Here is a 23,841-nt window from a genome sequence, read left to right as displayed (position 1 = left end):
ATGAACTCACTGACAACCTGGCGGGTGTATGCGGCGCTGATCGGTTTATTAGTGCTGGAACTGCTGTGTGCCCGTTCGTCACTGGCGCTGAAAAACTGGCTGGTGGCGAGTGCGGCGGTTGCTCAGTTCAGTTTGCTGCTGCTGGTGTATCTGGGGATTGGCAGGACACGGGGTTGGGTGAAGTTGTTTGGGTGCCTGTATCTGTTGTGGCTGGCGGTGATGTTCGTGTTTGTGCTGGGGGAGGTGGCGACGCGGTGAATCTGAGACACCGCATTAAACCTCTCGCCAACACGTTGGGTCCTGCAGGGGGTTGAACTGCGCGTGAGATGCCGCCTCGTCTTCGGCACCGCGCTGAAGCCTTCCCGAATAAATTTGGTCCCACAGATTATCCGCGATCCATGTTCGGCCGCATGGTTTCATGGGGCCTCTTTGCGCAATTTGATATTCAATTCACGGGCGATCTGTAGGCGGGCGGCCATCTGTAGCCAAGGTGTTGGCGAAGGTCCTTCCGACCGCATCGCAGCCTTCGGCAGCTCCTACAGATGCAGCAGCCGGAGCGGTTCCCACAGGGCAATCCGCGATCCAACTGTGGACCTCACCAAGTGTCCACAAACCCGCGTTTTTTATCGATGGGTGCCGCTGGTTTACCCGGCACTGCGTTGACCCCGCGTGTGAGCCAGCGGCGGGTTTCTTGGGGGTCGATCACGGCATCGATTTCCAAGAAGCTGGCCATGTTGATCGCCTTGCCGTTCTGGTAGGCCTTGGCGACCATCTTGTCGAACAGTTGCTGGCGTTCTTCGAGGTTTTCCAGCGCGGCCAGTTCTTTAGCAAAGCCCAGCCGCACCGCGCCTTCGAGGCCCATGGCGCCGAATTCAGCGCTGGGCCACGCGAGGGTGAACAGGGGCGAATGAAAACTGCCGGCCGCCATGGCTTGGGCGCCGAGGCCGTAACCCTTGCGCAGGACAACGGTGAAAAACGGCACCGTCAGGCTCGCGGCGGTGACGAACATGCGCGAAACGTGGCGCACCGTGGCCTGTTTTTCTGCATCTGGGCCGACCATGAAACCGGGGGTGTCACACAGTGAAACCATCGGCAGGTCGAACGCTTCGCAAAGCTGCATGAAGCGCGCGGCCTTGTCCCCGGATTGCGCGTCGATAGCGCCACCCAAGTGCATGGGGTTGTTGGCCAGCAACCCGAATGCTCGACCTTCGATACGGATCAACGCCGTGAGCATTCCCGGCGCGAATTGATGCCGAAGTTCAAGCACTGAGCCGCTGTCGGCCAAGGTCTCGATCAGCCCGCGAATGTCGTAGGCGCGCAGGCGGTTTTCCGGGATCAGTTGTCGCAACGCGCGTTGGTCGGCGCATGCCCATTGGCTCAACGTGCCCTGGAAATACGACAGGTAACGTTGGGCAACCTCAACCGCTTCAGCCTCGTCTTCCACCAACACGTCGATCACCCCGTTGGGCGCTTGCACGGAGGTCGGGCCGACGTCTTCAGCGCGGAAGCTGCCAAGCCCACCGCCCTCGATCATCGCCGGCCCGGCCATGCCAATGCTGGCGTTACGGGTGGCGATGATCACGTTGCAGCAGCCCAGCAGCGCGGCATTACCGGCAAAGCAACGACCGGAGACCACGCCAATCAGCGGCACCAAACCGGAGAGCTTGGCCATGCCGACGAAGGTGTGGCAATCGAGCCCGGCCACGCCAACGAAATCGGTATCTCCCGGTCGTCCGCCGCCACCTTCGGCAAACAGTATCAACGGCAATCGCCACTGTTCGGCGAGGTTGAGCATGCGGTCGGTTTTTTTGTGATTTATCACCCCTTGAGTGCCGGCGAACACCGTGTAGTCGTAAGCGATGACCATGCAGCGTGCGGCTTCGTTGCCAAACTGCTGCGCGTTGACCGTGCCGATTCCGGCGATCAGGCCGTCTGCCGGGCTTTGCTGAATCAAGTCTTCAACTGAGCGACGGCGGCGTTGGGCGGCCAGCGCAAGGGTGCCGTATTCAATGAAGCTGTCGGCATCGATTAAATGGTCGAGGTTTTCGCGGGCGGTGCGCTGCCCGGTCTTGCGGCGCCGGGCCACGGCTTCGGGGCGGCGGGCGTCGCCGGTAAGGGCGTGGCGTTCGAGCACTTCGGCCAAATCGGCGCGCAGGTGATCGAGGTCGAGGCTTTCTTCGGTGAAGACGGCGCCGGGGTCGACATCGGCCGGCTCGATGAACAGCAGCGCGGTGCCTTCGAAGACGCTGTCGCCCGGCGCGATGACCAGGGTATGGACAATGCCGCTGTGGCTGGCCTTGACCACGAACTCCATTTTCATGGCTTCGAGAACGGCGATGGGTTCGCCGACGGCAATGGCATCGCCCACCGCCACTTCAAAACAGACCAATACGCCTTGGCTCGGCGTACTCAACGACAGGCAACCGGCGGGCGCCGTCATTTGCGTGTGCAGTGGGGCGTCGGGCAGGGCACGACTGCTGAAGAACAGCGTGCGATGCTCTGAGGCCGAGGTGTTCAGCAGTTCACCGATGTGCCGCTCGATAAAGCGCGTATCAAGGCGATTACTCGCCAGTTCGGGTCGACGCAGCAGGTTTTGCAGAAAACCGATATTGCTGGCCACGCCTTCCAGACGGAACTCACACACGGCTCGGTAGGCGCGACGCAGGGCAACGGTATAGTCATCGCCGTGGACGATCAGTTTGGCCAGCAATGAGTCGTAACCGGGGTTGCTCGTATAACCGCAATAGCCGTAGCCATCGACCCGAATGCCTTGGCCGGTGGGCGGTTCGTACACCCTGATAACCCCACCGCTGGCGCGAACGCTGCCATCTGCTTGCATGCTTTCCAGGTTGATCCGCAGCTGGATGGCGACGCCGCGCGGTGTGACCGGCTCGGTTAAACCCAGCTCAAGCAGCGTGGCGCCCATGGCTATTTGCAGTTGCGTTTGCACCAAGTCGACACCGGTAATGGCTTCGGTGATGGTGTGCTCGACCTGAATACGTGGGTTGGCTTCCATGAATACAAACTCGCCGGTGGCGTCGTCCACCAGAAATTCGAACGTACCGACTCCGCGATAGTGCGTGGCACTGGCCAAGGTCAAGGCTGCGTCGAGAATACGTTGACGCAGCAGAGGATCAAGGCCGGGGCTCGGGGCAATCTCGATGACCTTTTGCTGGCGCCGCTGAAGCGAGCAATCGCGCTCCCACAGGTGAACCACGCGCTCACCATCGCCCAGTACCTGAACTTCAATATGCCGGGCGTTTTCGATCAGGCGTTCGACGTACAGCGCATCGCTGCCGAAGGCCGAGCGCGCTTCGGATTGGCAGCGCTCGAAGGCTTGGGCCAATTCGCCGGGCTGATGCACCACGCGCATGCCCCTACCTCCACCGCCGACCAAGGCTTTAAGCATGATCGGGCCGTGGGCGAGAAACGCTTCAGCTTCTTTCAGTGTGGTGGCGCGGTTACTGCCTTGGGCCAGCGGCACGCCGCAGCGTTGGGCCAGGGCGCGGGCTTGGGTTTTGTCGCCGAACAGTGCCAGGGTGTCGGGCGTGGGCCCGACAAAGCAGATGCCCGCCTCAAGGCACAGGCGGGCGAACGCAGGGTTTTCACTAAGGAACCCATAGCCGGGGTGCAGCGCGTCGCAGCCATTGGCCAGCGCAAGGTCGATCAATTGCTGTTGATCCAAATAGGCTGCTGCACCACGGCCGTTGAGCGCAACGGCGACATCGGCTTTTTGGCAGTGCAGCGACGTTGCGTCATCTTCAGCGTATACCGCGACGCTGCGGATACCCATCTCGGCAGCCGCGCGGGCAATACGAATGGCGATCTCGCCGCGATTGGCGATCAACAGGCAACGCATGGCGTCTGGGTTCATGCAGCTCTTCTTGTTTTTGACGGGCAGGAGCAGGGATCTTAGGCGGGTGATCGCGAAAGACAAACGCGGATGAGCACACAATCCAGCGCATGAATAGGCGGTGATGGGTTGTGTTGAATCGTCGGCGCCAGTGTGGATATTTACAGTGTGCGTACGCGCCGCATTGCAAACCTGACCACTATCTGTTTAGTCGATACTGACCATCACTATTTGAGACGGGGGCTTTTCCGAAAGAAGGTTCAGGATGGCGTTCTGCCAACCGAGGCCTTGGAGACGTACATGAAGATTCGAATTGCAGCGTTGCTTGCCCTTGTGGTCGTGTTGGCCGGTTGTGCTACCGGTGCTGCTCAGTCCTACGACAATAAGGACGGCGTGTTCAGAGCGGCGACCCAAGCTTCGGGCGTTGCGTTGAAACACACCCAATCGGTTGGCGTTGTCTTCAGTGAAAACACTGTGACTAATCTGGCTTACCTTAAGCGTTACCATGCGGTCGCCCAAAACAGTCAACAACTCGATGAAGAAATACAACGAGCGTTTGTCTCCAGTTCTGACCCCGCGTTGGCCATCGACTGGTTGACGACCTCACTGCAGGCCCAGTTCGCGTCGGTTAATTTCTACGACAACCTGGATGCGCTGATGGCCGCCAGGCCTGATGTCATCGTGTTACTCGACACCAGCAACGTGCTCGTGACACCCCGCAGCCCCGACGTACAGGCCAGTATTGTTGCCGAGTTCTTTGATGCTCAACTGAACTACATCGGTAAAGCCGAAGGCCACGCCGGCAAAGACCTCTCGCCCGTGTGGGCGCTTAGAAAGTCTGCACCTGAAGTGGCGGCCGAGATCAATGGGCAACGCGTCGTACAGGTCGACGCGCTAGAACAATTCGACGCTTCGCTTTACACCTTGCTTAACGCCAAATCGTAAGTGGGTTGGCCAAAGCTCAGCGAGCTTTCAAGCCTTCGATGATTCGTTTGATCAGCGCGCTATGTCCGGCCTGATCATCGGCCCGCGAGACCACTTGAACCACTGACATATGGTTGCCCGAACCGGACAGGAAGGTGGTGTTCAGGGTGTTGCCGCCGCCCATGGTGGCCGTGCTGTCAATCTCGCGGATGCCCAGCCCTTTGATGGTCATTCTGTTTTCGCTGGTTTGCTTGAAGCCAGGCAGGGCTTCACTCTGCTGACGCACGAAGCCAGCCACCGAGTTGTCGAGAAATACATCGTCGTTATCGCTCGCCTTCAGGCCATTCGGGAGGGCGTTTTCAGCCGCGATTATCACGCGCTTTTCGTCCTTGTTGACGTACATCGTCCCCGTCGCCCCGGCTGTTCCGTTTTTCGCATCGCCAGGCGGCAACGGGCGGGCGATGTAGCCCCTAGGCAAGCTAAAGGCGAATTTGCCCCCCAGCGTCGACAGTTTGGTGGCCGCAGCCGCAGGGGTCGCGGCGTAGCTGCTGATGCCGGCCAACAGTGCCGTCAGGCTCAGCGCCATGACAACGGTGTTCTTGCTGAAAAACGACATTCGAATTTTCCTCATTAAATAACCAACAACGCAGCATGGACAAGTGTATCCATTTGGCATGATCTCGATCGAGTTCATTGCGTTTGAATGGACAAAATGCCGTGTGCGAATAAGCGATCATGTTTATTAATCGCAGTCATCGAACTGACGCCAGCCCTCAATGCTTGCGGGGTTGGACAATAGCAATATTTAATTTCTCTTGCGCAGCGCAGCCGCTTTAACTCACCGATAACTATGACAACAGGGAGTTAAATGGATGCCATTGATGCGCGACGACGACGACGGGGCAAAAACCACCAAGCCAACCCGGATCTGCGGCTACCGACCGGATATTGATGGCCTTCGTGCTATTGCAGTGGTGCTTGTCGCGCTGTATCACGCCAAGTTCCCGGTGTGGGGCGGGTTCGTTGGGGTGGATGTGTTTTACGTTATTTCCGGCTACTTGATCACCTCAATCATTCACCCGGAAATTAGCGCTGGCACCTTTAAATTTCGTTCCTTTTACGAACGACGAATCAAGCGGCTATTGCCCGCTTATTTATTTCTGTTGTTTTGGTTATTTTTATATTGCAGTCACTTTCTGTTTGCCGATGAGCTGATTTCGTTTGCGAAAAGCGCCATTTATTCGTTGATCGGACTCAGCAATGTGTATTTTCTGTTTGGCACCGGTTATTTCGGCTCGGCCGGTTATGAACCGTTGCTGCACACGTGGTCGATTTCGGTGGAAGAACAGTTCTATGTGTTCTGGCCGATCATCCTTATTGTCTTGTTCAAACTCAGGCGCCGGGTTTCGCCGACGTGGATTATTGCGGGAATTTTCCTGCTGTCGTTGGGGCTGTCAGAGGTGTTCTCGCACCATCACCGAAATGCGGCCTATTTGTTACTGCCGTTTCGGTTCTTTGAATTATTGATTGGCAGCTACCTGTCCATCGCATCCGACAAAATCGCTCGGTACATCCGTTACCCAACGCTGTACTCGGTGGTCGGGTTGGGATTGATCATCGCCAGCGCGTTCATGCTGAACGAGGGTTCGGGCTTTCCGGGAATTGATGCGTTGCCGGTGTGTTTGGGCGCGGCGTTGATCATTGCTTGCGCAATGGGGCCCCAGCCGGGAATCGTCAATCGATGGCTAAGCCTGGCGCCTGTGACCTATGTCGGCAAGATTTCTTACTCGTTGTACTTGTGGCATTGGCCCGTATTAATCCTCGCCGAATACCGTGGCATTGCGCTGACGCCATTGAATTCGACGCTGCTTCTGGCGGGCGCTTTTGCGGCGTCCTGTGTGAGTTATCACTGGGTCGAAAAACCGTTCAGGGCCATTAAGTCGGGGCAGTTTCAGAAAGTGTTCTTATCCCTTTATCTAGTGCCATCGGCGGCCATTGTCGTGGTCGCATTGCTCATGGTTAGGTTTGACGGTTTCCGTTCAGAGGCTGACATGGCGGTGGCGGAACTCCAGGAACAGAACACATCTCACGTCATGCGCAGCAACTGCATGGAGGCCGCGAAAATTGGCAATATTGAGGAATGCCATTTGGGCGCCAATAAAAAGTCCATTGATGGGGTGTTGATCGGCGACTCATTTGCCAACGCCTATGCGCCCTTCATTAACGCCCTGGCTGCCGATGCGGGCTTGATGATTCACGACACGACGATGAGTTCGATGCCCTCTATTCCTGGGGTATTTGTCATGGACATTCAAAGCCAACTGTCTCCGGAAGCGGAGGCGGCGATCCTCAAATACTCCACGGACAGGTTCGAGTTCGCCAAGAAGCAACGGATTGCCATTCTGTCGAACTTCTGGAACGCCTATGACCATCAAAACCCGCGTTACAGCATCCATAACACTCAACTTGAAGACCTGACCGAAAAAATGGATCAGTACTATTTCAATGCGGTGGGTGAATTGCTGGCGGCCGGGGTGAAAGTGGTGATCGTTGCCCAGCCGTTTGCCGAAGTCGGGCGGGTTAAAGTCAATGAACTGCGGCTGATGAAGCTTCATCATCTGGACCTGCAAGCCATCAGATTCAAGCCCGCCGAAACCCATTCTCAGCGCATCGAATACAAGATCAAAGCCAAGTACCCCGCCGTGGTGCTGATCGACCCTAACGACGAACTCTGCGCCCCTGAGTGCAGCCCTATGGTCAGCGGAAATATCATTTTCACCACCGACGGCACGCACCTTAACTCCATCGCCGCTGCTGCGTTGGGTGGTCAGTACATCAAGGACTTGGGCAATCCGCTGAAGAACCTGTGAAGAGGGTTCTAAACCCTCATTCACCGAGCCTTATCAGACTCTGAAGCGCTGGACCATTTGGTGGAGCCCCACCGCGAGGCGCGACAGCTCGTTACTGGCATGGAGGGTCTGGCGGGTGCCGTGATCACTCTGGATGGCCAGGTCGCGGATACTGGTTAAGTTGCGGTCCACCTCGCGGGCGACGCTGGCTTGCTCTTCGGACGCCGTGGCGATTTGCGAATTACGGTCATCGATTTGGCGCACTGAGTGGGTGATGGATTCCAGTGAGCGCCCGGCTTCGTCAGCAGCCTGTTTGGTCTCATGGGCCAAGTCCGCGCTGAGTTGCATGGCGGTGACCGCAGAAACACTTTGCTGCTGAATGGCAGAAATCATTTCTTCGATTTCCTGGGTTGAGGTGTGCGTGCGGTGCGCCAGTGCACGGACCTCATCGGCGACCACGGCAAAGCCTCGTCCTTGTTCGCCTGCACGTGCTGCTTCGATCGCGGCGTTTAGCGCCAGCAGGTTGGTTTGTTGGGCTATCGCACGAATCACACTCAGCACTTTGCTGATGTCTTGCGCCTGACCGGCCAGGCCTTGGATCTGTTCCGAGGTGACTTCAACTTGAGCCGTCAGGGTGTTGATAGCCTTTAAGGTATCACCAACGCGCAGGTTTCCTGTCCTGGCGGACTCGGTGGACTCACGTGCAGCCTCAGAAGTGGACGTTGCGTTTTGTGCCACTTCTTCCACCGCGGCACTCATCTCGTTAACGGCGGTGGCGGCTTGCTCAATCTCGCTGTTTTGCTGGCGCAAGGTTTTGCTGGCGGCTTCGGTAATGGTCGTCATTTCAACCGCCGCGTCACTCAATTGAGTAGAAGACTTGGCGATTTCCTGGATAGTGTCCCGCAGACTTGTTTGCATCTGGGCCAAGGCTGCGGTTAAACGAGAAGCTTCATCGGTGCCGCTAATAGTAATTGGCTGCGTCAGGTCGCCTTCGGCAATGCCTTGTGCCAACTGCAACGACTCGTTAATAGGCGTGACGATACTTCGGGTTAACAGCAAGGCCAGAACAATGGTCATGATCACCGAGACGCTAACGACAATGCCGACAACTAATACGCTGTTTGAATAGGCCGCTTTAGCGGAAACACCTGATTGAGTGGCTCCTCGTGCATTAAGTTCACGAAGTTCAGATAACTTGGTCTGTATCGCTAATGCTCGCTGACGCAGTTCACCGTTAGCAAAAGCAACGGCTTGCTCAGTGTCGTTAGCACTGACTTCCTCCAATTGAGTGGTGCCTTCGATGTAGCGTGTCATCAGCGCAGCGGTGTCATTGAACAGTGTGCGTTCTGCGTCGCTTGAGATCAGGTTCGCGCGATAGTAATCAAGGCGCTCCGCCAGCGCTGAGCGGGCCTTGGTGATCTGTTGAGTTGTGCTGGCGCGCTCCTCGCCGTTGCGCGAACTCAGCAGGCGGGTGGCGGATAACCGCAGTTCCAGAAGGGCTACCTGAATGTCGTCACTGGTTCTGATGCTCGGTAACCAATTTGTTTCGATGGCTTGTTCTGCGTCTCTAAGGTTTCCCATTTGAAGGTACGAAAACACGCCTAGACCGACAACGAGTAGCGTAATCAGGGCAAAGCAGAGGCTGGCTCGAGGAGCGATGTTGAGAGACCTTAGATTCATAACGTTGATCCATAATTCACAGGCCTCATCGATCCACTTGGCAAGTGGTCTCTGGCCTATTACTAATGCTCTATAAACTAAAGGGTGTGGTATGCCTACTGGATAAACTTTATCTTGGGTGCTCGACAGGTTTCAGACAGCTAAACGCCTGTTTGATCAATAACTGTCCGGGCCGTCAACAATGTCGAATCATTAAAGCGACGCTTATTGCTGCTTGGTAAAAATCCAATTTACTGTCTTAAGGTGCGCTTAAGGTTCGGCTGCGAATTTAGCGTCGATTCCGATCCGCACTTTGAGGCAAGAGTATGAATAACAACGCTCGGTATCATGACCTGACCATCGCAATGCACTGGGCGACGGCCATAGCCATCTTTGTCGCCGTAGGTTCTGTACTGCTGCGAGAGGTGGTGGAAGACGATAATTGGCAAAGCTTGTTGATTGGCCTGCATCGCTCCATGGGTGTATCGATTTTGTTTTTGGCGGTTGTTCGACTGCTGACCCGCTTGGTCACCAATTCCAGCGGAGTTAACGCTGGCTTGTCCAAATCCGTTCGCATTGTCGCCAAGGCGGGTCACAGCGCCCTGTATTTTTTTCTGCTGGCCGTGCCATTTGCCGGCTGGCTCCTAACCAGCGCCCAAGGGGAACCCCTCACCCTTTTCGGGGTGTACGACCTGCCGGCGCTGGTCTCTAAAAACCGCGATCTGGCGGACCAGTTAGGCGACCTTCACGAAACCGGTGGCTGGGTCTTTATCGCCTTAATCGGGCTGCACATTAGCGCTGCACTCTGGCACCACTTCTGGCGTAAAGATCAGGTGCTGCGCTCTATGCTTCTTGATTCGCCGCAATGAATCGCTCCAGGGGCGAACACGTTCGATCGTTAGAACTTCAGTGCTGGCCTGCTTGGCTTGAGCGCGGATATTCACTCCGGCACAACCTCGGGTACTACTAACAATTATCGCGACGTACGGCTGGACGCCACCTATCAGTACCTAGGTACTGGTCGGCATGTGTTTACCCTCAACAGTAGCTTGATTCGTGAAACCCAGAATCTAGGCGCTTCACTGGCGGCGGGTCTGGACTGCCCTTTAATGACTGCGAGAGGGATGAACATGCTCAAGTCCAAAACGACGACCCTAAGGTATATTTGGATGATTACGTGTCTGGCCGCAACGGGATTGACGCCTGTTGCACGCGCCGCCGACGCGACCGCGGGGGCTAAATCCTACGACGCCCATTGTGCGCGATGCCACAGCCTCGCCAATCCGTTGAAAAACAAGAAAGGTCCTGGGCTTTTCGGCGTCAGCGGGCGGGCTGCGGGTAGCGTTCCTGGCTACCGAAAGTATTCCGAGGCCATGAAGACCGCAAACCTTACATGGACACCGGACAAGCTCGACGCTTACGTGACCAACTCCAGAGCAATGTTGCCGGGCACAACTATGAAGTTTAAGGGCATAAGTGAACCTAAAGAGCGTGCCGATCTGGTGGAGTTCCTCTCGAAGCAAAAGTGATTGGCCGGCGCGCATCGTTGAAAAACCGGCTCTGATATTAAAGAGGGCCGTTGCCGTTTCGGCGGGTTACGCGGAAACGGTAACGACCCTAATCGGAGTGATGGCGTTCAGCGAGCGGCTGGAGCACCGTGGCTAGGGCTTTGAAAATTAACCAAGCGGTATTTTCAAGCTTGCACGAAGCCCACCGGACGCCAAATTGTCGAGGCTTATTTCACCGCCGACCAGCAGAGCAACCTTTTTTACGATAGCCAGCCCAAGCCCGACCCCCTGATCATTGCCCCGACTGTAGAAGGGCTCAAACAGTCGTTCGCGCTCCATCTCGTCGATACCGGGGCCTTGATCGTCGACCGTCAGCCAGTAGTGATTTTTTGAGAAAAATAAGCCCACGGTGACTTGTCCGCCGGCAGGGGAGAAGTTGACGGCATTGGTGATGAGGTTGTGGAGGGCGATGTCGATGGCCGCAAAATCGACGCTTACCTCGTGGGTCTGATCGATGCATTCGTAGGACAATTCCAGTCCTTTGTTCAGTACCCAAGGTGTCAGTTGCACAAGGCTTTCGCGCACAGCGTTGACCACGTCCACAGGCTTTTTGCTGACGGATAATGGGCTTGGTTCCAAGCGGGCGATGGTCAGCAGTTGATTAATCAATCGGGTAGTGCGATCGACACCAATGATCAGGTAGCTCAACGATTCGCGCCGCTGTTCTTCGTTACGTGCCTCCAGCACGTTTTGCGCATGAACCCTGAGAATGGCCAATGGTGTGCGCATCTCATGGGCTGCGTCAGCAATTAATCGTCGTTCGCGACTGAGTAAGTCCTGGATTTGCCCCAGTAACCTATTCAACGCGGCCTGCATCGGCTCGAGTTCGCTCGGCAGTGGCGATAGACGCAAAGGCTCCAACGAGCCAGAGTGACGCTCCCTGAGGGTACTTGCAAAGTTGGCCAGCGGTTTGAGTCCCCAGCCGATGGCCAGCCAAATAGATATGATCAGCAGCAGGCTGCCGATCATATTGGGTAAGACCGTGTGACGAACGATACGGTTGACGATGTCCGAACGTACATCATCACGCTCGCCCACCCAAATTCGCAGCCCGTGCTCTGCATCAATAAGCACAAAACAGCGCCAATTCTGTTTGTTCATGTCAATCAAATCGCTGAAGCCGGTTCCTTGCGCAGGGTTGATAAAGGCCGGTGCGCTGGCGGTATGCACCACCGATTTGCCGTCTTTGTCCCACACTTGAAAGGCAATCTTGCTTTCGTAAGGATGCCCGTCGACTCGTGGCTCCGCGTGGGCCAGCGCATGATTGAAGGCCTGATAAAGTTTTTCGTGTTCAATATGCTCCAAGGGCATGCGCATAACGCCCTCCAGCAGACGCGCATTTTGCGCCAGTTGGGCATCGTATACTTCGGCAATCTCGTGGTTGCTGTCATGCACATTGAAGACGGTCAGGATGAGTAGGCCCACCAGCAGCAGGCCGATGATCAGGGTCAGGGTGCGGTGACGGATCGAATTCAAGAGCGCTCTTCCACCAGATAGCCCACCCCTCTAATCGTACGGATCAGGTCGCTTGAGAATTTTTTGCGCAGATGGTGGATGTGCACTTCAAGCGTGTTGCTCTCGGCTTCCTCGCTCCAGCCGTACAACAATTGCATTAAGCGATCTCGCGTCATCACGCGACCAGGCGGCGAGAGCAGTTCGTACAGCAACTGATATTCCTTGGGCGTCAGGGCGACCGCCTCGTTGTTGTAGCTCACCAGCTGCGTGCTCGGGTTTAGGCTGATGCCTGCGTGCTCAATCAGCACCTTGGCGCGGCCAGCGCTGCGGCGCAACAACGCGCGTAGCCTAGCCTTCAGTTCAGAGACATCAAAAGGTTTTACTAAGTAGTCATCAGCACCAATGTCCAATCCGGCAATCCGATCCTCGGTGGCGTCGTGTGCGGTGAGTATCAGCACTGGCAGGTTCGAGCCGCTATGGCGCAGGCGACGCAACACCTCCAGGCCATCAAGCTTCGGCAGGCCAAGGTCGAGAATCGCCAGATCAAAGGTTTCACTGAGCAACGCGTGCAGTGCACTGCTTCCATCCTTTAGCCAGTCGACGGTATAGCCCTCTCGACTGAGGGCTTGATGAATGCCTTCTCCGAGTGCAACGTCGTCTTCGATGAGCAGCAAACGCATGGTGTCTCCGTTATTTAAGCTTCTTGTTCACATCGGCTAGCAATAGCTGAATGTCTTTTTTGCGGCCCGCATCCGCCTGTTCACGACCTGGGCGGCGCGGCGCCTGTAACGCTTTGTTCAACGCGTCTCGGGCTTGAGCATAATGCCCTTGACGGAACAGGTGGTCACCCCAGAAGTAAAGCGTGTCGATACCCCCGGGATTGAGCAACAACCCTTGTTCTAGAAGCTGTTGTGCCTTGTCCGAGTCACCAAAGCCTATTGGCCAGCCAGGTACGCGATCATACAGTGCCGCGAGGCTGGTATAAGCGGACCCCTGTAAAGCGTTGGGGTCTAGACTCAACGCTTTTTCCAGGTCGGTTTTCGCTTGCTTGGCTTTGCTCAACGCACCGAGTCCGCCTTGAGCGCCGGCCCAACTGCTGGTGACAATACCGGACCAGATCCACGCTTCAGCTGTATTCGGACGATCCTGAACGAAGGCCAAAGCCTGCGTTGACAGTGCTTCAAAAGCAGCGACACGTTGCTCTTGCGGCAACTCGTATTGAATACGCGCCCAATCCTGCTGGATGGCGACGAGACGTTGTTGGTCAGTAGCGTCCATCGCCCAAAGGGGCAGACCAAACATGCCTAAAAGAGCAAGTGCGATTCTTTTCATGGTGTTATTTCTCTTTTGACGGTACGTCGCTCAGGCGACGAATTAAAGGCAGGTGCTTACGCAGTGCTCGGTCGACCAAGGTTGGCAAAATGCTGTTGATCCCAACAAAAAATCGCTCCGGCCAGCCTAGATAGAGCTCTCGCTGGTCACCGGCGATCGCGTGAAGAACTGCCTTAGCGACGTGATGGGGGTCATCAACGTTGGATTTCAACGCATCATTCAACGCTTGGGCGGCGGTGCTATTCATAGCGGTTCGGGTAGCCCTTGGCGCCACATACAGAACGCCGATGCGGGTATCCGCCAGCTCACGGCGAAGCGCTTCAGAAAACCCGCGTAACGCAAATTTGCTGGCGCAATAAGTTGCGTACCCTGCATAGCCGATGGAGCCATAGGTCGAGCCGACATTCACGATCATGGCTTTTTTTGCTTGCTTTAGAACGGGCAGCATCAAGCGGGTCAATAGGATCGGCACATGCAGGTTGATCGTCAGCATCGAATCGATCTCGCTGGCCGGCAACTGTTCCAGCATCGCGAACTGGTTGGTGCCAGCTGCATTGATTAGCATATTGATGCCGTGTGGGGCTCGCGCTTGCGCGTACATCAGAACGTGCCTACGGCCATCTTCAGTTGATAAGTCCGCTTGCACCCAATGCAGCAGATGCGGATATAGCACCAACAACGGCAGCAGCGGCTCCCTATGCCGAGAGACTGCCAAGACCTCGGCACCCCCGCTGCACAGTGCTTCTGCGATGGCCAAACCAATACCACCACTGGCACCCGTGAGTACTACCCTTGTTTCAGCGAGCCGCATGAGCTGGGTCCATAAGAAGGTGTGCCTGAGCGCCGGGCAGCTCGCGAAACATCTGCGTGTATAAGCGATAAACGACTTTGGACGCGTGAATCACCGCCGCTTGATCGTTTGGGTCGTCTACCCGGTCCATCAGCTTTCGGTAGGTTTCCATATGGCCAATGTCGAGGCTGCCGTGCGAACTTAAATAGCTAAAAGCTGTAGGTGGAAGTTCAAGTCGTTGGCGAATGCTGTCTGCGGCGTGAGTCGCCAGCGCGATGCTGGTGCCCTCAAGGACGTTGACCATGCCAAACAGACCCACCGGGTTTGCGCGTGCGGTCAGGTCATAAAGGAACGCGACCATCAGTTCTATAGGCATTCCGGGTTGCCCATCACGCACTGCATCTGCATCAGCACCACACGCGCTCAAATCATTGAGTATCCATTGCTCATGGCCGTACTCTTCTTCGATGTACTCGCATACTGCGGCGCGCAGCCATTCCAGATGCGCGGGCAAGCGCGCACCGCAAGCCATCATCAGTGGCACGGTATGACGCACGTGGTAATAGGCTTGTGACAGGAACGCCCGGTAACTTTCCAGGCTGACTTGGCCGTGTAATGCGTGATGAATGATCGGCAGATTGAACAGGGTTTCACGTTCTTCGCGGGTGGCGTCTTGCAATGTCTGAAAAAAACTCATGATGAAAGCCCTTTGACTGGGTTCGATGAAATGAAGTGATGACCGTACTGATTCAGGATTGCGTCCCGGCGCGGTCGACCATTGGCTGTGGATAGGCCGTTGGTGGTGCTGAACGGTTGTTCGAGTCTTGTCCAACTATGAATTCTGGCGTAGTCGGGCAACGTCAGATTGGCCTGGGCGACGGCGTCGTCGAGCTCAAGATCAGTGATTTCTGCGCGATATGGCCAGAGCAGCGCGTGGTTGTGAGCCATGGCCTCGCCGTAGACGAAAGCCTGCGCGATTCGCCCACCCTGGGTGAGTTCCGCTTCTACCCATTCAGGATTGACGTTGCGACCAAAACTGGTGACAAATTGATTTTTTTTGCGACCCTTTAAGTAGAGATAACCTTGGGCGTCGAACTCAGCGAGATCACCTGTCGGCCACCAAGACGGTATAGGTTGCGTATCGCCTAGATAACCGAGCATGGGCACGCTACCAATGAGTACCTCTCCATCCTCAGCCAATCGCACCTGAACATGGGGAAGCGGTTTGCCCACGCTGCCCACCCGGTGCGCGGCTGGACGATTGAGGGCCACCACTGACGCACATTCCGACAAGCCATACCCTTCGTAAATCGGGATGCCCGCCGCTTGGGCGCGCAGCAGCAATTCAAGGCTGACACGGGCACCTCCCACAGCGACGAAGCGAAGCATCGTGGAATCGAGGGCGCCCATCTCGCAGGCCGTCACCATCAGCAACAGCAGTTGCGGTACCAGAATCATACTGTCTGGACGTCGCTGGTTCAGATACGCCAGTAAGCGCGGGGTGTCGACACCGCTGGCACCTTGAATACCCAGCGTTTGCTGACTCGCAAGGCTGATGCTGGCGCCGGCATACAACGCCGCGTAGCACCCGATATTTTCCAGCAGGATCGCCAATGGCAACAGTGTCACGTGATGCACCGGCCGAACCGGCTGGCTGGCCTCGTACAGCTCCCGAGCAACGGTCAAGAGGTTGTCAGCACTGAGGCAAACGCCTTTAGGGGCACCGGTGGTTCCTGAGGTAAAGGTTAACTTGGCAGTTTTCGGCGGCATGTTTCTAGAACTGGAAAACGTGCGCCGCCAGAACTGCCTGGATACTTCGTATTGCGCCGCTTCAAGTTCCGCGTCATAGGCACGCTCCGCTATGACTAGGTCGGCATGGCTTTGCTCCAGGCAGTGCAGCCGCTGACTGGCGCTAAAAAAATGGGCAATGCTATGCAGGTCAAGCCTTCGAACAGGATTGCCAAGTCCCAGATCAAAGCGTTGGGGCCGTTGTCCAGAATGAGCGCCACTACACCCGCGTCGGCATCGCGAAGCAGCTGTCGACGTAACTCGATTTCGGCCAGAAGCGCCGAATAATCCAACTTTAGGTCATCGCCCCATAAGGCGGTTTTTTGTGGTTGTTCATTGGCGAAACTCGACAGCCGCAGCCAGAAGGCTTCACGTTCAAGCGACATAGCAGCGTTGCTCCAGAGTCAGCGGAAGACCGAAGCGTTCGAAGATGCCCATGCTGCTGAGGTGCAGGAAGCCGGACCGAATGTCGCCCACATGAACGCAAGGCTGAGTTTCGTAGTAACTGCCCCACGCGTAACGTTCATCCCCAAGGCGCAATGGATCTGCCTCACATAAGGTGACTGGACGCAAACCAAGGCGATTGAAACTGTTCACAAGGCCAGTGTTGCCGGTGAAAGAGACCCACTCCAGTCCGCCCATCGCCAGCAACCAAGTGATGGTAATAATGCTTAGTCGCGCGCTGCCCAGGCTACTGGCAGCGAGATTGCCGACTTCGACGATGCTTTGCCGATCAATAGGGCGTCCCGCAGCGACGTGAACTTGATGTTCGATGGGCTCATCAAGATAGTTCTCTAGAAATAGCTTTCCTGAAACAGCTAAGCGGACACCGGTGACAGCGCAAAGCGTGCCAGTACTGTCGATCAGGCCGAACAGCTCCGGCATGAAGTGCTGGACATCGGCGTTGTGAGCCTTGCGAAAGCGCTCCTGAATAAATAGTTCGAAGTCATCGCGCAAAGGTTCTTGCGGCAGTGCACGGATAAGTGTCAGAGCGGGTGCCCTGGCGCCGCCGAAATTCAGCGGCAAACAGATATTCCAGTTGAGATCAGACATTGGTAAGGTTCCCCCCTACAGCCAGCGAGAGGGGGAGTATCGATGCGGTTTCTTAACGGAGTCTGAAGGTGGAAAAAACGATCTGGCCGGTCTTCAGGCGGCCTTAAGATTGCCTTCAGATTGCCTTAAGACTGGGCGGTTAAACTGTATTTACATTTTACTTACGGGTCTCGTTCATGAAGCAATCCTTAGTGTCACCACGTTATGGAAAGCTATCAATGACTCTGCATTGGTTAATGCTGGCGTTATTTGTTGGTGTGTATGGCTGTATTGAACTCAAAGGCTTGCTCCCAAGAGGCAACTCGCTAAGAGGCGTTTTTCTGGGGCTGCACGGAGTATTTGGACTGTCGATTTTTGCGCTGGTGTGGATTCGTTTACTGGGACGCTTGAGTCCTGCACCGAGCATTTCGCCTCCGCCGCCCCGCTGGCAATCAGGCAGTGCTCATCTTATGCACCTGGCACTTTATGTATTGATGATTGCGACGCCGATACTTGCTTGGCTGATGCTTGCAGCATCAGGGAAGCCAGTGCCGTATTTTGAGTTTTTCTTGCCTGCGCCTGTGGCGGTTGACCCGGTGTTTGCCAAGCAGCTCAAAGGCTGGCACGAACTGCTCGGCAATGCCGGTTATTGGCTGATCGGCTTGCATGCTGCGGCAGGTCTGGCTCATCACTATTTATTAAAAGACAACACGCTAGAGCGCATGCTGCCGAGACGTTAACCTGGATCGGCCCTATCCCCTGGTCCCCTAGCTCATTGATACCTGTCAAGCGTCGCCCTGGGTTAGGGCTGCTGGAAATGCTCAATAGCCCGCTTTAACGCGGGCTTTCAGCGCCGGTTCAATACCTGGCAAATCCCGCTTACGATCATCTCCACTTCGTCATCGTTGATAATCAACGGCGGCAATAACCGAATGGTTTGGCCACGGGTGACATTGATCAACAGCCTGTGTTCGCGCGCTGCGATCAAGGTTAAATCCCGCAAGGGCGTGGCCAGTTCGAGGCCGATCATCAACCCCAATCCGCGTATCGCCATCACGTTTGGATGGTCGCCCAACACTGCGCGTAAGCGGGCAAGTAGTTGTTGGCCCTGACGTTCAGCATTTTTCAACAGCCCTTGGTCTTCGATGATGTCCAGTACGGTGCAGCCCACCCGGCAGGCCAATGGATTGCCACCGAACGTGCTGCCGTGGCTGCCGGGAGTGAACAGTTTCGCGACTTTTTCCCGGGCCACGCAGGCGCCAATCGGGATGCCGTTGCCCAGGCCTTTGGCCAAGGTCAGCACGTCGGGCACGATGCGTTCGTGCTCAAAGGCGAACATCAGACCTGTTCTGCCGATGCCGGTCTGGATTTCATCGAGCATCAGCAACCAGCCTCGACGACTACAGAGGTCGCGCACTGCCTGGAGGTAACCGGCGGGCGCTACTTGCACACCAGCTTCACCCTGAATCGGCTCCATCAACACGGCAGTAATTCGGTCACCGTAGGTCTCGGCGATTTTCTCGAGTGCCGCGCTGTCGCCAAACTTGACCTTAAGAAAATCCCCCGGCAGCGTGTGAAACCCCAAGCGCACAGCGGGTCCATCACTGGCTGACAGCGTGCCCAGTGTCCTGCCGTGAAACGCGTTATCCATAACCACAATCAACGGCCGCTCAATGCCCTTTTGCCAGCCATGCAGCCGCGCCAGCTTCAGCGCGGTTTCATTGGCTTCGGCCCCTGAGTTGTTGAAAAACACCCGGTCAAGCCCCGACAGTCGAGTCAGTTTTTGCGCCAGGCACTGCTGCCAATCGATGGTGTACAGGTTCGAGGTGTGCAGCAAAAGACCGGCCTGCTCGCTGATTGCAGCGACGATGCGCGGATGGGAATGACCGACATTGGTCACTGCGACACCGGCCGCAGCGTCCAAATATTCACGATTCTCTTGATCCCACAATCGCGTGCCGAGACCTCGGACAAAACTGATGGGTAAGGGTTGGTAGGTGGTCATCAGGCACGCGGTGGTCATGATATTGAGCTCCTTATTCGTTCAGATCTGCAGTATCGTTAATAACGCGTGTTGGATAAATGTGTGTTTATTTCAATCAATTTAAAGCTGAGCTTGATAATGGACCTGTTCCAATCGATGACCGTTTACGTAAAAGTGGTGGAGGCGGGCAGCATGACCGCCGCCGCGCAGCAGTGCTCGATGTCCACCACCATGGTCGGGAATCATTTGCGCGCATTGGAGCAACGTCTCGGTGTCAGTTTGCTCAAACGCAGTACACGGCGCCAAAGCCTGACCGAGTTCGGCAGTGCTTATTATCAACGCTGCCTCGAAGTGCTTGGGTTAGTGGCCGACTCCGAGCGTTTGGCCGAACAGGCCCAGGGCGTGCCGAGCGGGTTATTGCGCATCACCGCGCCGCCTGCTTTTGGCGTCGAATGCCTTGCGCCGGCCATGAGCGGCTTTGTGCAGCGCTTTCCCGAGGTCAAGCTGGACGTGGAATTGACCAATCAGGTCCTTGATCTCATCGACGGCGGGTTCGACGCGGCGATACGGTTGGGCACGTTGGAACCGTCAGGTCTTATTGCCCGGCCTTTGCAGGACTACACCCTGACCATGTGCGCTTCGGCCGCCTATCTTCAGCGCCGAGGTACGCCGCTCAAACCCCAAGACCTGCGGCAGCATGACTGCCTGGCATTCGCTTATCCGGCGGGCGATGAATGGCGCTCCGCTGCAAAGCAATGGATCTTGAAAGGTGCGGAAGGTGAGGTGGTGATTCCGGTTTCCGGGCCAATGGCAATCAACAGCACACCCGGTTTGCGCCAAGCAGCGATCGCCGGGATGGGCGTGGTAATGATGCCCGACTTGCTGATCAGTCAGGATCTGCGCGACGGCAAACTGGTAGCGCTGTTGCAGGATTACCAACTGCCGCGTCGGCCGATGCACCTGGTGTACGCACAGGACCGTTATCGATTACCGAAACTCAGGCGTTTTGTCGATTACGCGGTAGAGCTTTGGGGGCGGGAAGGTTAGCACGTCGGCTGCGGGCGTTTGCCCGGCGTGAATCAGAGATGCAGCAATGCGATGGAAAACGAAATGACGATGGTCCAGGCAATGGCAAGGTTGAGGTACATGTGCTTTAGATCCGCGCGATTAAATAGGGCGCCATCTTCCTCTGTCAGCGAACAAATAAATAATTCCATTTAACGATTTAGATGATCACGTTAAATGATGACGGGATGTGTACCATTCTGTGCACTGCGCTTGGCGGCTCTGTAAATCGCGTGCAACTTCAGCTGGAGGCATCGGTGTCATCGTCCAGACGCGCATGCAGCGACTTGGCCATGGCATGCAACTGGACCTCAAGTGCTTCAACATTCTGACGGCTCAACCTGGTTACTTCGGGCGCTGAGCCTGCACTCAAACCCGGGCACCGCTGTTCGTTGAGGTAACGCCCAACGCGTCGCGCAATACACTGTGATGAGGGTTTGGTAGCCGATGCCTTTTTCATTCGCTTGGCCCCGAGCAGCGTGAATGACGGCATCGTTGAGCATGATTGTGATGCGCCTTTTACCCTTGGTCGGCGCTACCGCACCGCGTTTGGCAAAGGAAAAGTCGTAAATATTTTTCATTGGCATTCACCGTAATACTGTTTTAGTTCGGCCTTGTCTGGCAGGGATCAGCCTAATGAAATCTGGGTCCTGGTAGGTATAAACGAATACCAGTATTTGACGAAACCAAGCATTGCCAATGGGTGACCCAGCGCAGCTCGTGATGGTCGTAGTTGCCGACGGCCTTTAAACCACTGCGGCGATAAAGGTTTCACACCTCGCTTCAGCTCTCATCTGAGGCAATGTTTAACGGCAGCTCAAGGACGAACGTTGCGCCCTTGCCCGGCCCGTCGCTGTGGGCGCTGAGGCGTCCTTTCATTTCGATGGCGGCGAGGGCGCAACTGTGCAGGCCAAAGCCGTGGCCTTCTTTGCGCGTGGTAAATCCGTGGGCAAAGATACGGGTCATGTTTTCGGGAAGAATGCCTTCTCCTTCATCTCTTATGCTGATTCGCAAGACGGTGTTGTCGATGAATTTAACGCCCACGGTCATATTCCTGGCGCGCTCATCCATGTTGCACATCGCGTACTTGGCGTTGCTGATCAGATTGATCAGGATCAGTAACAGCCGGTGCTTGTCGGCCAGAATATCGGGAACATTACTGAAGTCCTTGATGACCTTGACGCGATGGCGAGTCAACGCGCCCGAATTCATGCGCAGGGCGTCTTCGAGCAGGTCGTTGATGTTCAAGCTTTCGGCAAGGCTGGTAATGCCCGCGTACGACTGCTGAGTTGAAACGATGTCCTTGATGTGATCGACGCTGCGGGTCAGGCGCGCCAACTCCTCGGTGATGCTCTGTTGCTCTGCGAGCAAGGCTTTGTCCAGCTGGTTGAGGTAATTCGGGAGCAACTTGCCTTTGGGGTCGCGACTAATAAACTCGCCAAGGTCGTCGGCGTGCTCGTTGATCAATTGCACCGCTTTTCCCAGACCAATGACCTTGCTGCCTGCCACCGTACGGCTGACCAGTTCAGCGGAAATGTTCACGCTGTTCAGCACATTGCCAACGTTATGCAGCACGTTGGTGGCGATTTCGGCCATGCCCGCCTGGCGGGCGGTATCGAACAACTCGCTTTGGGTGTCTTTGAGTTCGCGGGTACGTTCTTCGACTCGTTGTTCGAGGTTTTCATTGGCGGCGTGCAAGGCGCTATTGATGCGGCGGTTGATCTCGGCGTAACTGCGCAGCAGACGAAACCCGAGGTACAGCATCAGCACGAACATCAGTGCTGAAAGGACCAGTAGGCAGAGGTGGTACATCCGAGCGACGCCAGCCGCTTGCTCCTGATAACCGTTAAGCAGGACATTAATGTCGTCCAGGCGTGCCGCGACCGGAACAGCGCCGATACGTTCTACCAGGTCATTGACCATCGGTTGCTCACGAAGAATCAATCGCACATGGCTGAGCAATATCTCCAGCGGAAGGTGCAACTTGGGAGGCAGGCGTTCCTTGTCCACTTCCAGTTGGTTTAGTCCCACCTGAATATCCGCTGCTTTTTCATCAGAAATAACTTGGGAGAACTCCAGGCAGTCCAGCAGCAAATCATACATATCGATCAAAGTGGGTTGCAGCAGCGGTGTGCTCCGGTCCAATTGCTGAAATTGAAACTGGATGTCGTCTTGGGCAAGGGGTAGAAAGGCTAAGGAGTTGTGCAGGATCGCGTTGTGCGACTTGAATTGCTCCACCAGCCGGGTCTTTTCGGTAATTGCATCCAGATAAGCTTCACCTGCATTACGCCAATCAATGACTGTATGACGTGTACGACCCAGCTCCAGCGGGACGAATTGTTCCCAGAGTTGGTTGATAGCAGTCAAGGGCTCGACCAGTTCGTCGTAATTTTGATTGGCGGTGATTCGCGCTTTCAAAATCGCGGTTTCCCATTGGGCGTTCAGCTGTTTGATTTGGCTAATCAAGTCCCGCGACTCGATGTAGTTGGTGGTGTTGTCGGTACTGGACTTGATATAGAGAAACAGCAGAGTAGAGGCGAGCATCAGCGTCAGGCCCCCCAGCAACAGTGAGATCAGTCGACGGGACAGCTTCATAAAGGTTTACCTGCCAGCTCCCCGGTCAAGGTTTTGAGGAACTCGATGATCAGGCTTTTATCCAGCGCTGAGGGCGTGCGCCCCAACTGATACTTAAACATCACTGCGACGGCCTCATCCAACGTTTTGGCGGATCCGTCGTGGAAGTAAGGTGCCGTCAGGGCCACGTTGCGCAGGCTGGGAACTTTAAAGACGTTGCGGTCTGCCTCGTCCTTAGTCACCAGATACCGCCCCAGATCAGCCTCAGTCGGGTGGCCACGATCATTCATGTAATCGTTCATTACGCCGAATTTCTGATACATATTGCCGCCAATATTCACGCCTTGATGGCAGGCGATGCAGCCGTACTGTTTGAAGCGCTGATAACCGTATTTTTCGTCTTGAGTCAGGATGTCTGTGTCGCCCTTTAAATAGAGATCAAAGCGTGAGTTGGGGGTTAGCAGTGTTCGCTCATAGGCGGCTAAAGCGTTTTGTACGTTGGCGGCAGTGAGACCGTCCGGGTAAGCGTGGTTGAACGCGGAGCGGTAATCAGGGGTGTGGGACAGGGTGTTGATAACAGCGGCCCAGGTGTTTCCCATCGCCATGGGACTTCTGATGAATTCGTCAATTTGTGCCTCCAAAGAGTCGGCACGGCCATTCCAGAATTGCCTGAAATTCAGACTCGCATTCAAGACCGTGGGCGTATTGACGTCCGTCGGCTTGCCGTTGGCGGCAATGGAATATGCAACGTCGTCGGCACCACCTTTTTGCAGTTGATGGCAACTTGCGCACGCCACGGAATTGTTCACCGAGAGACTCTTTTCATTGAACAGCCGACGGCCTAATTCGACCTGGGCAGAATCATGTACTTGCACATCCGGAAGTGGTTTGAGCGGCTCATTCAGCGGCGCCGATATCGCCGGCCTGCAGAGGCCCAGCAGCAACGCCAATGCCGTAATCATGCGCAC

Annotated in this window: 19 protein-coding genes and 2 pseudogenes; 7 read left to right on the top strand and 14 right to left on the bottom strand. The window is 55.8% G+C overall.

Annotated elements, in window-relative coordinates; all coding sequences use genetic code 11:
• Complete coding sequence (locus RHM65_RS20120; RefSeq protein WP_322169741.1) at positions 1-258, top strand: hypothetical protein; 258 nt, start codon at positions 1-3, stop codon at positions 256-258.
• 337 nt (positions 259-595) lie between these two features.
• Here the strand turns inward: RHM65_RS20120 and RHM65_RS20115 are convergent, their stop codons facing one another.
• A complete protein-coding gene (locus tag RHM65_RS20115; RefSeq protein ID WP_322169744.1) occupies positions 596-3,874 on the bottom strand; it encodes an acetyl-CoA carboxylase family protein in 3,279 nt (1,092 codons plus the stop codon).
• Positions 3,875-4,141: 267 nt separating this feature from the next.
• Here RHM65_RS20115 and RHM65_RS20110 point away from each other — a divergent pair, with 267 nt between their 5' ends.
• Entirely contained in the window at positions 4,142-4,798 is a 657-nt protein-coding gene (locus RHM65_RS20110) for an ATPase (protein ID WP_416194794.1), read from the top strand.
• A gap of 16 nt (positions 4,799-4,814) precedes the next feature.
• Here the strand turns inward: RHM65_RS20110 and RHM65_RS20105 are convergent, their stop codons facing one another.
• Positions 4,815-5,393, bottom strand: coding sequence for a hypothetical protein (locus tag RHM65_RS20105; RefSeq protein WP_322169748.1), 579 nt, complete (start codon positions 5,391-5,393; stop codon positions 4,815-4,817).
• A gap of 265 nt (positions 5,394-5,658) precedes the next feature.
• Between RHM65_RS20105 and RHM65_RS20100 the strand changes: the two genes are divergently transcribed.
• A complete protein-coding gene (locus RHM65_RS20100; RefSeq protein WP_322169750.1) occupies positions 5,659-7,647 on the top strand; it encodes an acyltransferase family protein in 1,989 nt (662 codons plus the stop codon).
• A 33-nt stretch (positions 7,648-7,680) separates the two neighbouring features.
• On the opposite strand, the gene RHM65_RS25500 is transcribed toward RHM65_RS20100, so the two are convergent.
• Both RHM65_RS25500 and RHM65_RS25495 read right to left on the bottom strand, forming a co-directional pair.
• On the bottom strand, positions 7,681-8,469 hold the full coding sequence (locus RHM65_RS25500; RefSeq protein ID WP_416195144.1) for a methyl-accepting chemotaxis protein: 789 nt from the start codon (positions 8,467-8,469) through the stop codon (positions 7,681-7,683).
• A gap of 66 nt (positions 8,470-8,535) precedes the next feature.
• Positions 8,536-9,306, bottom strand: a pseudogene (locus RHM65_RS25495) (MCP four helix bundle domain-containing protein); the annotation flags it as partial.
• A 305-nt stretch (positions 9,307-9,611) separates the two neighbouring features.
• Between RHM65_RS25495 and RHM65_RS20090 the strand changes: the two are divergent.
• Both RHM65_RS20090 and RHM65_RS20085 read left to right on the top strand, forming a co-directional pair.
• Complete coding sequence (locus RHM65_RS20090; protein ID WP_322169754.1) at positions 9,612-10,154, top strand: cytochrome b; 543 nt, start codon at positions 9,612-9,614, stop codon at positions 10,152-10,154.
• Positions 10,155-10,211: 57 nt separating this feature from the next.
• A complete protein-coding gene (locus RHM65_RS20085) occupies positions 10,212-10,814 on the top strand; it encodes a c-type cytochrome (protein WP_322169756.1) in 603 nt (200 codons plus the stop codon).
• A gap of 147 nt (positions 10,815-10,961) precedes the next feature.
• Here RHM65_RS20085 and RHM65_RS20080 read toward each other — a convergent pair whose 3' ends face one another.
• The 7 genes and pseudogenes from RHM65_RS20080 to RHM65_RS20050 form a co-directional block, all read right to left on the bottom strand.
• Positions 10,962-12,329, bottom strand: a complete 1,368-nt coding sequence (locus tag RHM65_RS20080; RefSeq protein ID WP_322169758.1) for an ATP-binding protein — start codon at positions 12,327-12,329, stop codon at positions 10,962-10,964.
• On the bottom strand, positions 12,326-12,988 hold the full coding sequence (locus tag RHM65_RS20075; RefSeq protein ID WP_322169761.1) for a response regulator: 663 nt from the start codon (positions 12,986-12,988) through the stop codon (positions 12,326-12,328). Before RHM65_RS20075 ends, RHM65_RS20080 begins: the two co-directional genes overlap by 4 nt.
• Before the next feature lie 10 nt (positions 12,989-12,998).
• A complete protein-coding gene (locus RHM65_RS20070) occupies positions 12,999-13,640 on the bottom strand; it encodes a hypothetical protein (protein WP_322169763.1) in 642 nt (213 codons plus the stop codon).
• A 4-nt stretch (positions 13,641-13,644) separates the two neighbouring features.
• Complete coding sequence (locus RHM65_RS20065; protein WP_322169765.1) at positions 13,645-14,451, bottom strand: SDR family oxidoreductase; 807 nt, start codon at positions 14,449-14,451, stop codon at positions 13,645-13,647.
• Entirely contained in the window at positions 14,438-15,127 is a 690-nt protein-coding gene (locus tag RHM65_RS20060) for an iron-containing redox enzyme family protein (RefSeq protein ID WP_322169767.1), read from the bottom strand. The genes RHM65_RS20065 and RHM65_RS20060 overlap by 14 nt, the downstream gene beginning before the upstream one ends.
• Positions 15,124-16,604, bottom strand: a pseudogene (locus RHM65_RS20055) (AMP-binding protein). The gene RHM65_RS20060 and the pseudogene RHM65_RS20055 overlap by 4 nt, the downstream one beginning before the upstream one ends.
• On the bottom strand, positions 16,594-17,271 hold the full coding sequence (locus RHM65_RS20050) for a thermostable hemolysin (protein WP_322169769.1): 678 nt from the start codon (positions 17,269-17,271) through the stop codon (positions 16,594-16,596). Before RHM65_RS20050 ends, RHM65_RS20055 begins: the two are co-directional and overlap by 11 nt.
• A gap of 176 nt (positions 17,272-17,447) precedes the next feature.
• Between RHM65_RS20050 and RHM65_RS20045 the strand changes: the two genes are divergently transcribed.
• Positions 17,448-17,990 carry a cytochrome b gene (locus tag RHM65_RS20045; protein ID WP_322169771.1) on the top strand — a complete coding sequence of 181 codons (543 nt, stop codon included), beginning with the start codon at positions 17,448-17,450 and terminating at the stop codon, positions 17,988-17,990.
• Between the two features lie 107 nt (positions 17,991-18,097).
• Here RHM65_RS20045 and RHM65_RS20040 read toward each other — a convergent pair whose 3' ends face one another.
• The gene (locus tag RHM65_RS20040) at positions 18,098-19,273 is read right to left on the bottom strand and encodes an aspartate aminotransferase family protein (RefSeq protein ID WP_322169773.1); all 1,176 of its coding nucleotides are present in this window, start codon (positions 19,271-19,273) and stop codon (positions 18,098-18,100) included.
• A 99-nt stretch (positions 19,274-19,372) separates the two neighbouring features.
• On the opposite strand from RHM65_RS20040, the gene RHM65_RS20035 reads away from it, so the two are divergent.
• Complete coding sequence (locus tag RHM65_RS20035; RefSeq protein ID WP_322169774.1) at positions 19,373-20,281, top strand: LysR family transcriptional regulator; 909 nt, start codon at positions 19,373-19,375, stop codon at positions 20,279-20,281.
• 801 nt (positions 20,282-21,082) lie between these two features.
• On the opposite strand, the gene RHM65_RS20030 is transcribed toward RHM65_RS20035, so the two are convergent.
• Together RHM65_RS20030 and RHM65_RS20025 are read right to left on the bottom strand one after the other, a co-directional pair.
• The gene (locus RHM65_RS20030; RefSeq protein WP_322169777.1) at positions 21,083-22,894 is read right to left on the bottom strand and encodes a DAHL domain-containing protein; all 1,812 of its coding nucleotides are present in this window, start codon (positions 22,892-22,894) and stop codon (positions 21,083-21,085) included.
• Entirely contained in the window at positions 22,891-23,835 is a 945-nt protein-coding gene (locus RHM65_RS20025) for a cytochrome-c peroxidase (protein ID WP_322170903.1), read from the bottom strand. Before RHM65_RS20025 ends, RHM65_RS20030 begins: the two co-directional genes overlap by 4 nt.
• Positions 23,836-23,841: the final 6 nt, after the last annotated feature.

The organism is Pseudomonas sp. CCI4.2 (assembly GCF_034350045.1).
Taxonomy (GTDB): domain Bacteria; phylum Pseudomonadota; class Gammaproteobacteria; order Pseudomonadales; family Pseudomonadaceae; genus Aquipseudomonas.
This window is presented reverse-complemented; position numbering and strand designations above follow the sequence as displayed.

What these genes read in the sequence shown, in the direction of transcription:
- RHM65_RS20120 (WP_322169741.1), top strand. Translation starts at nt 1, where the DNA reads ATGAACTCACTGACAACCTGGCGGGTGTATGCGGCGCTGATCGGTTTA.
- RHM65_RS20115 (WP_322169744.1), bottom strand. Translation starts at nt 3,874, where the DNA reads ATGAACCCAGACGCCATGCGTTGCCTGTTGATCGCCAATCGCGGCGAG.
- RHM65_RS20105 (WP_322169748.1), bottom strand. Translation starts at nt 5,393, where the DNA reads ATGTCGTTTTTCAGCAAGAACACCGTTGTCATGGCGCTGAGCCTGACG.
- RHM65_RS20100 (WP_322169750.1), top strand. Translation starts at nt 5,659, where the DNA reads ATGCGCGACGACGACGACGGGGCAAAAACCACCAAGCCAACCCGGATC.
- RHM65_RS25500 (WP_416195144.1), bottom strand. Translation starts at nt 8,469, where the DNA reads ATGACGACCATTACCGAAGCCGCCAGCAAAACCTTGCGCCAGCAAAAC.
- RHM65_RS20090 (WP_322169754.1), top strand. Translation starts at nt 9,612, where the DNA reads ATGAATAACAACGCTCGGTATCATGACCTGACCATCGCAATGCACTGG.
- RHM65_RS20075 (WP_322169761.1), bottom strand. Translation starts at nt 12,988, where the DNA reads ATGCGTTTGCTGCTCATCGAAGACGACGTTGCACTCGGAGAAGGCATT.
- RHM65_RS20070 (WP_322169763.1), bottom strand. Translation starts at nt 13,640, where the DNA reads ATGAAAAGAATCGCACTTGCTCTTTTAGGCATGTTTGGTCTGCCCCTT.
- RHM65_RS20065 (WP_322169765.1), bottom strand. Translation starts at nt 14,451, where the DNA reads ATGCGGCTCGCTGAAACAAGGGTAGTACTCACGGGTGCCAGTGGTGGT.
- RHM65_RS20060 (WP_322169767.1), bottom strand. Translation starts at nt 15,127, where the DNA reads ATGAGTTTTTTTCAGACATTGCAAGACGCCACCCGCGAAGAACGTGAA.
- RHM65_RS20050 (WP_322169769.1), bottom strand. Translation starts at nt 17,271, where the DNA reads ATGTCTGATCTCAACTGGAATATCTGTTTGCCGCTGAATTTCGGCGGC.
- RHM65_RS20045 (WP_322169771.1), top strand. Translation starts at nt 17,448, where the DNA reads ATGAAGCAATCCTTAGTGTCACCACGTTATGGAAAGCTATCAATGACT.
- RHM65_RS20040 (WP_322169773.1), bottom strand. Translation starts at nt 19,273, where the DNA reads ATGACCACCGCGTGCCTGATGACCACCTACCAACCCTTACCCATCAGT.
- RHM65_RS20035 (WP_322169774.1), top strand. Translation starts at nt 19,373, where the DNA reads ATGGACCTGTTCCAATCGATGACCGTTTACGTAAAAGTGGTGGAGGCG.
- RHM65_RS20030 (WP_322169777.1), bottom strand. Translation starts at nt 22,894, where the DNA reads ATGAAGCTGTCCCGTCGACTGATCTCACTGTTGCTGGGGGGCCTGACG.
- RHM65_RS20025 (WP_322170903.1), bottom strand. Translation starts at nt 23,835, where the DNA reads ATGATTACGGCATTGGCGTTGCTGCTGGGCCTCTGCAGGCCGGCGATA.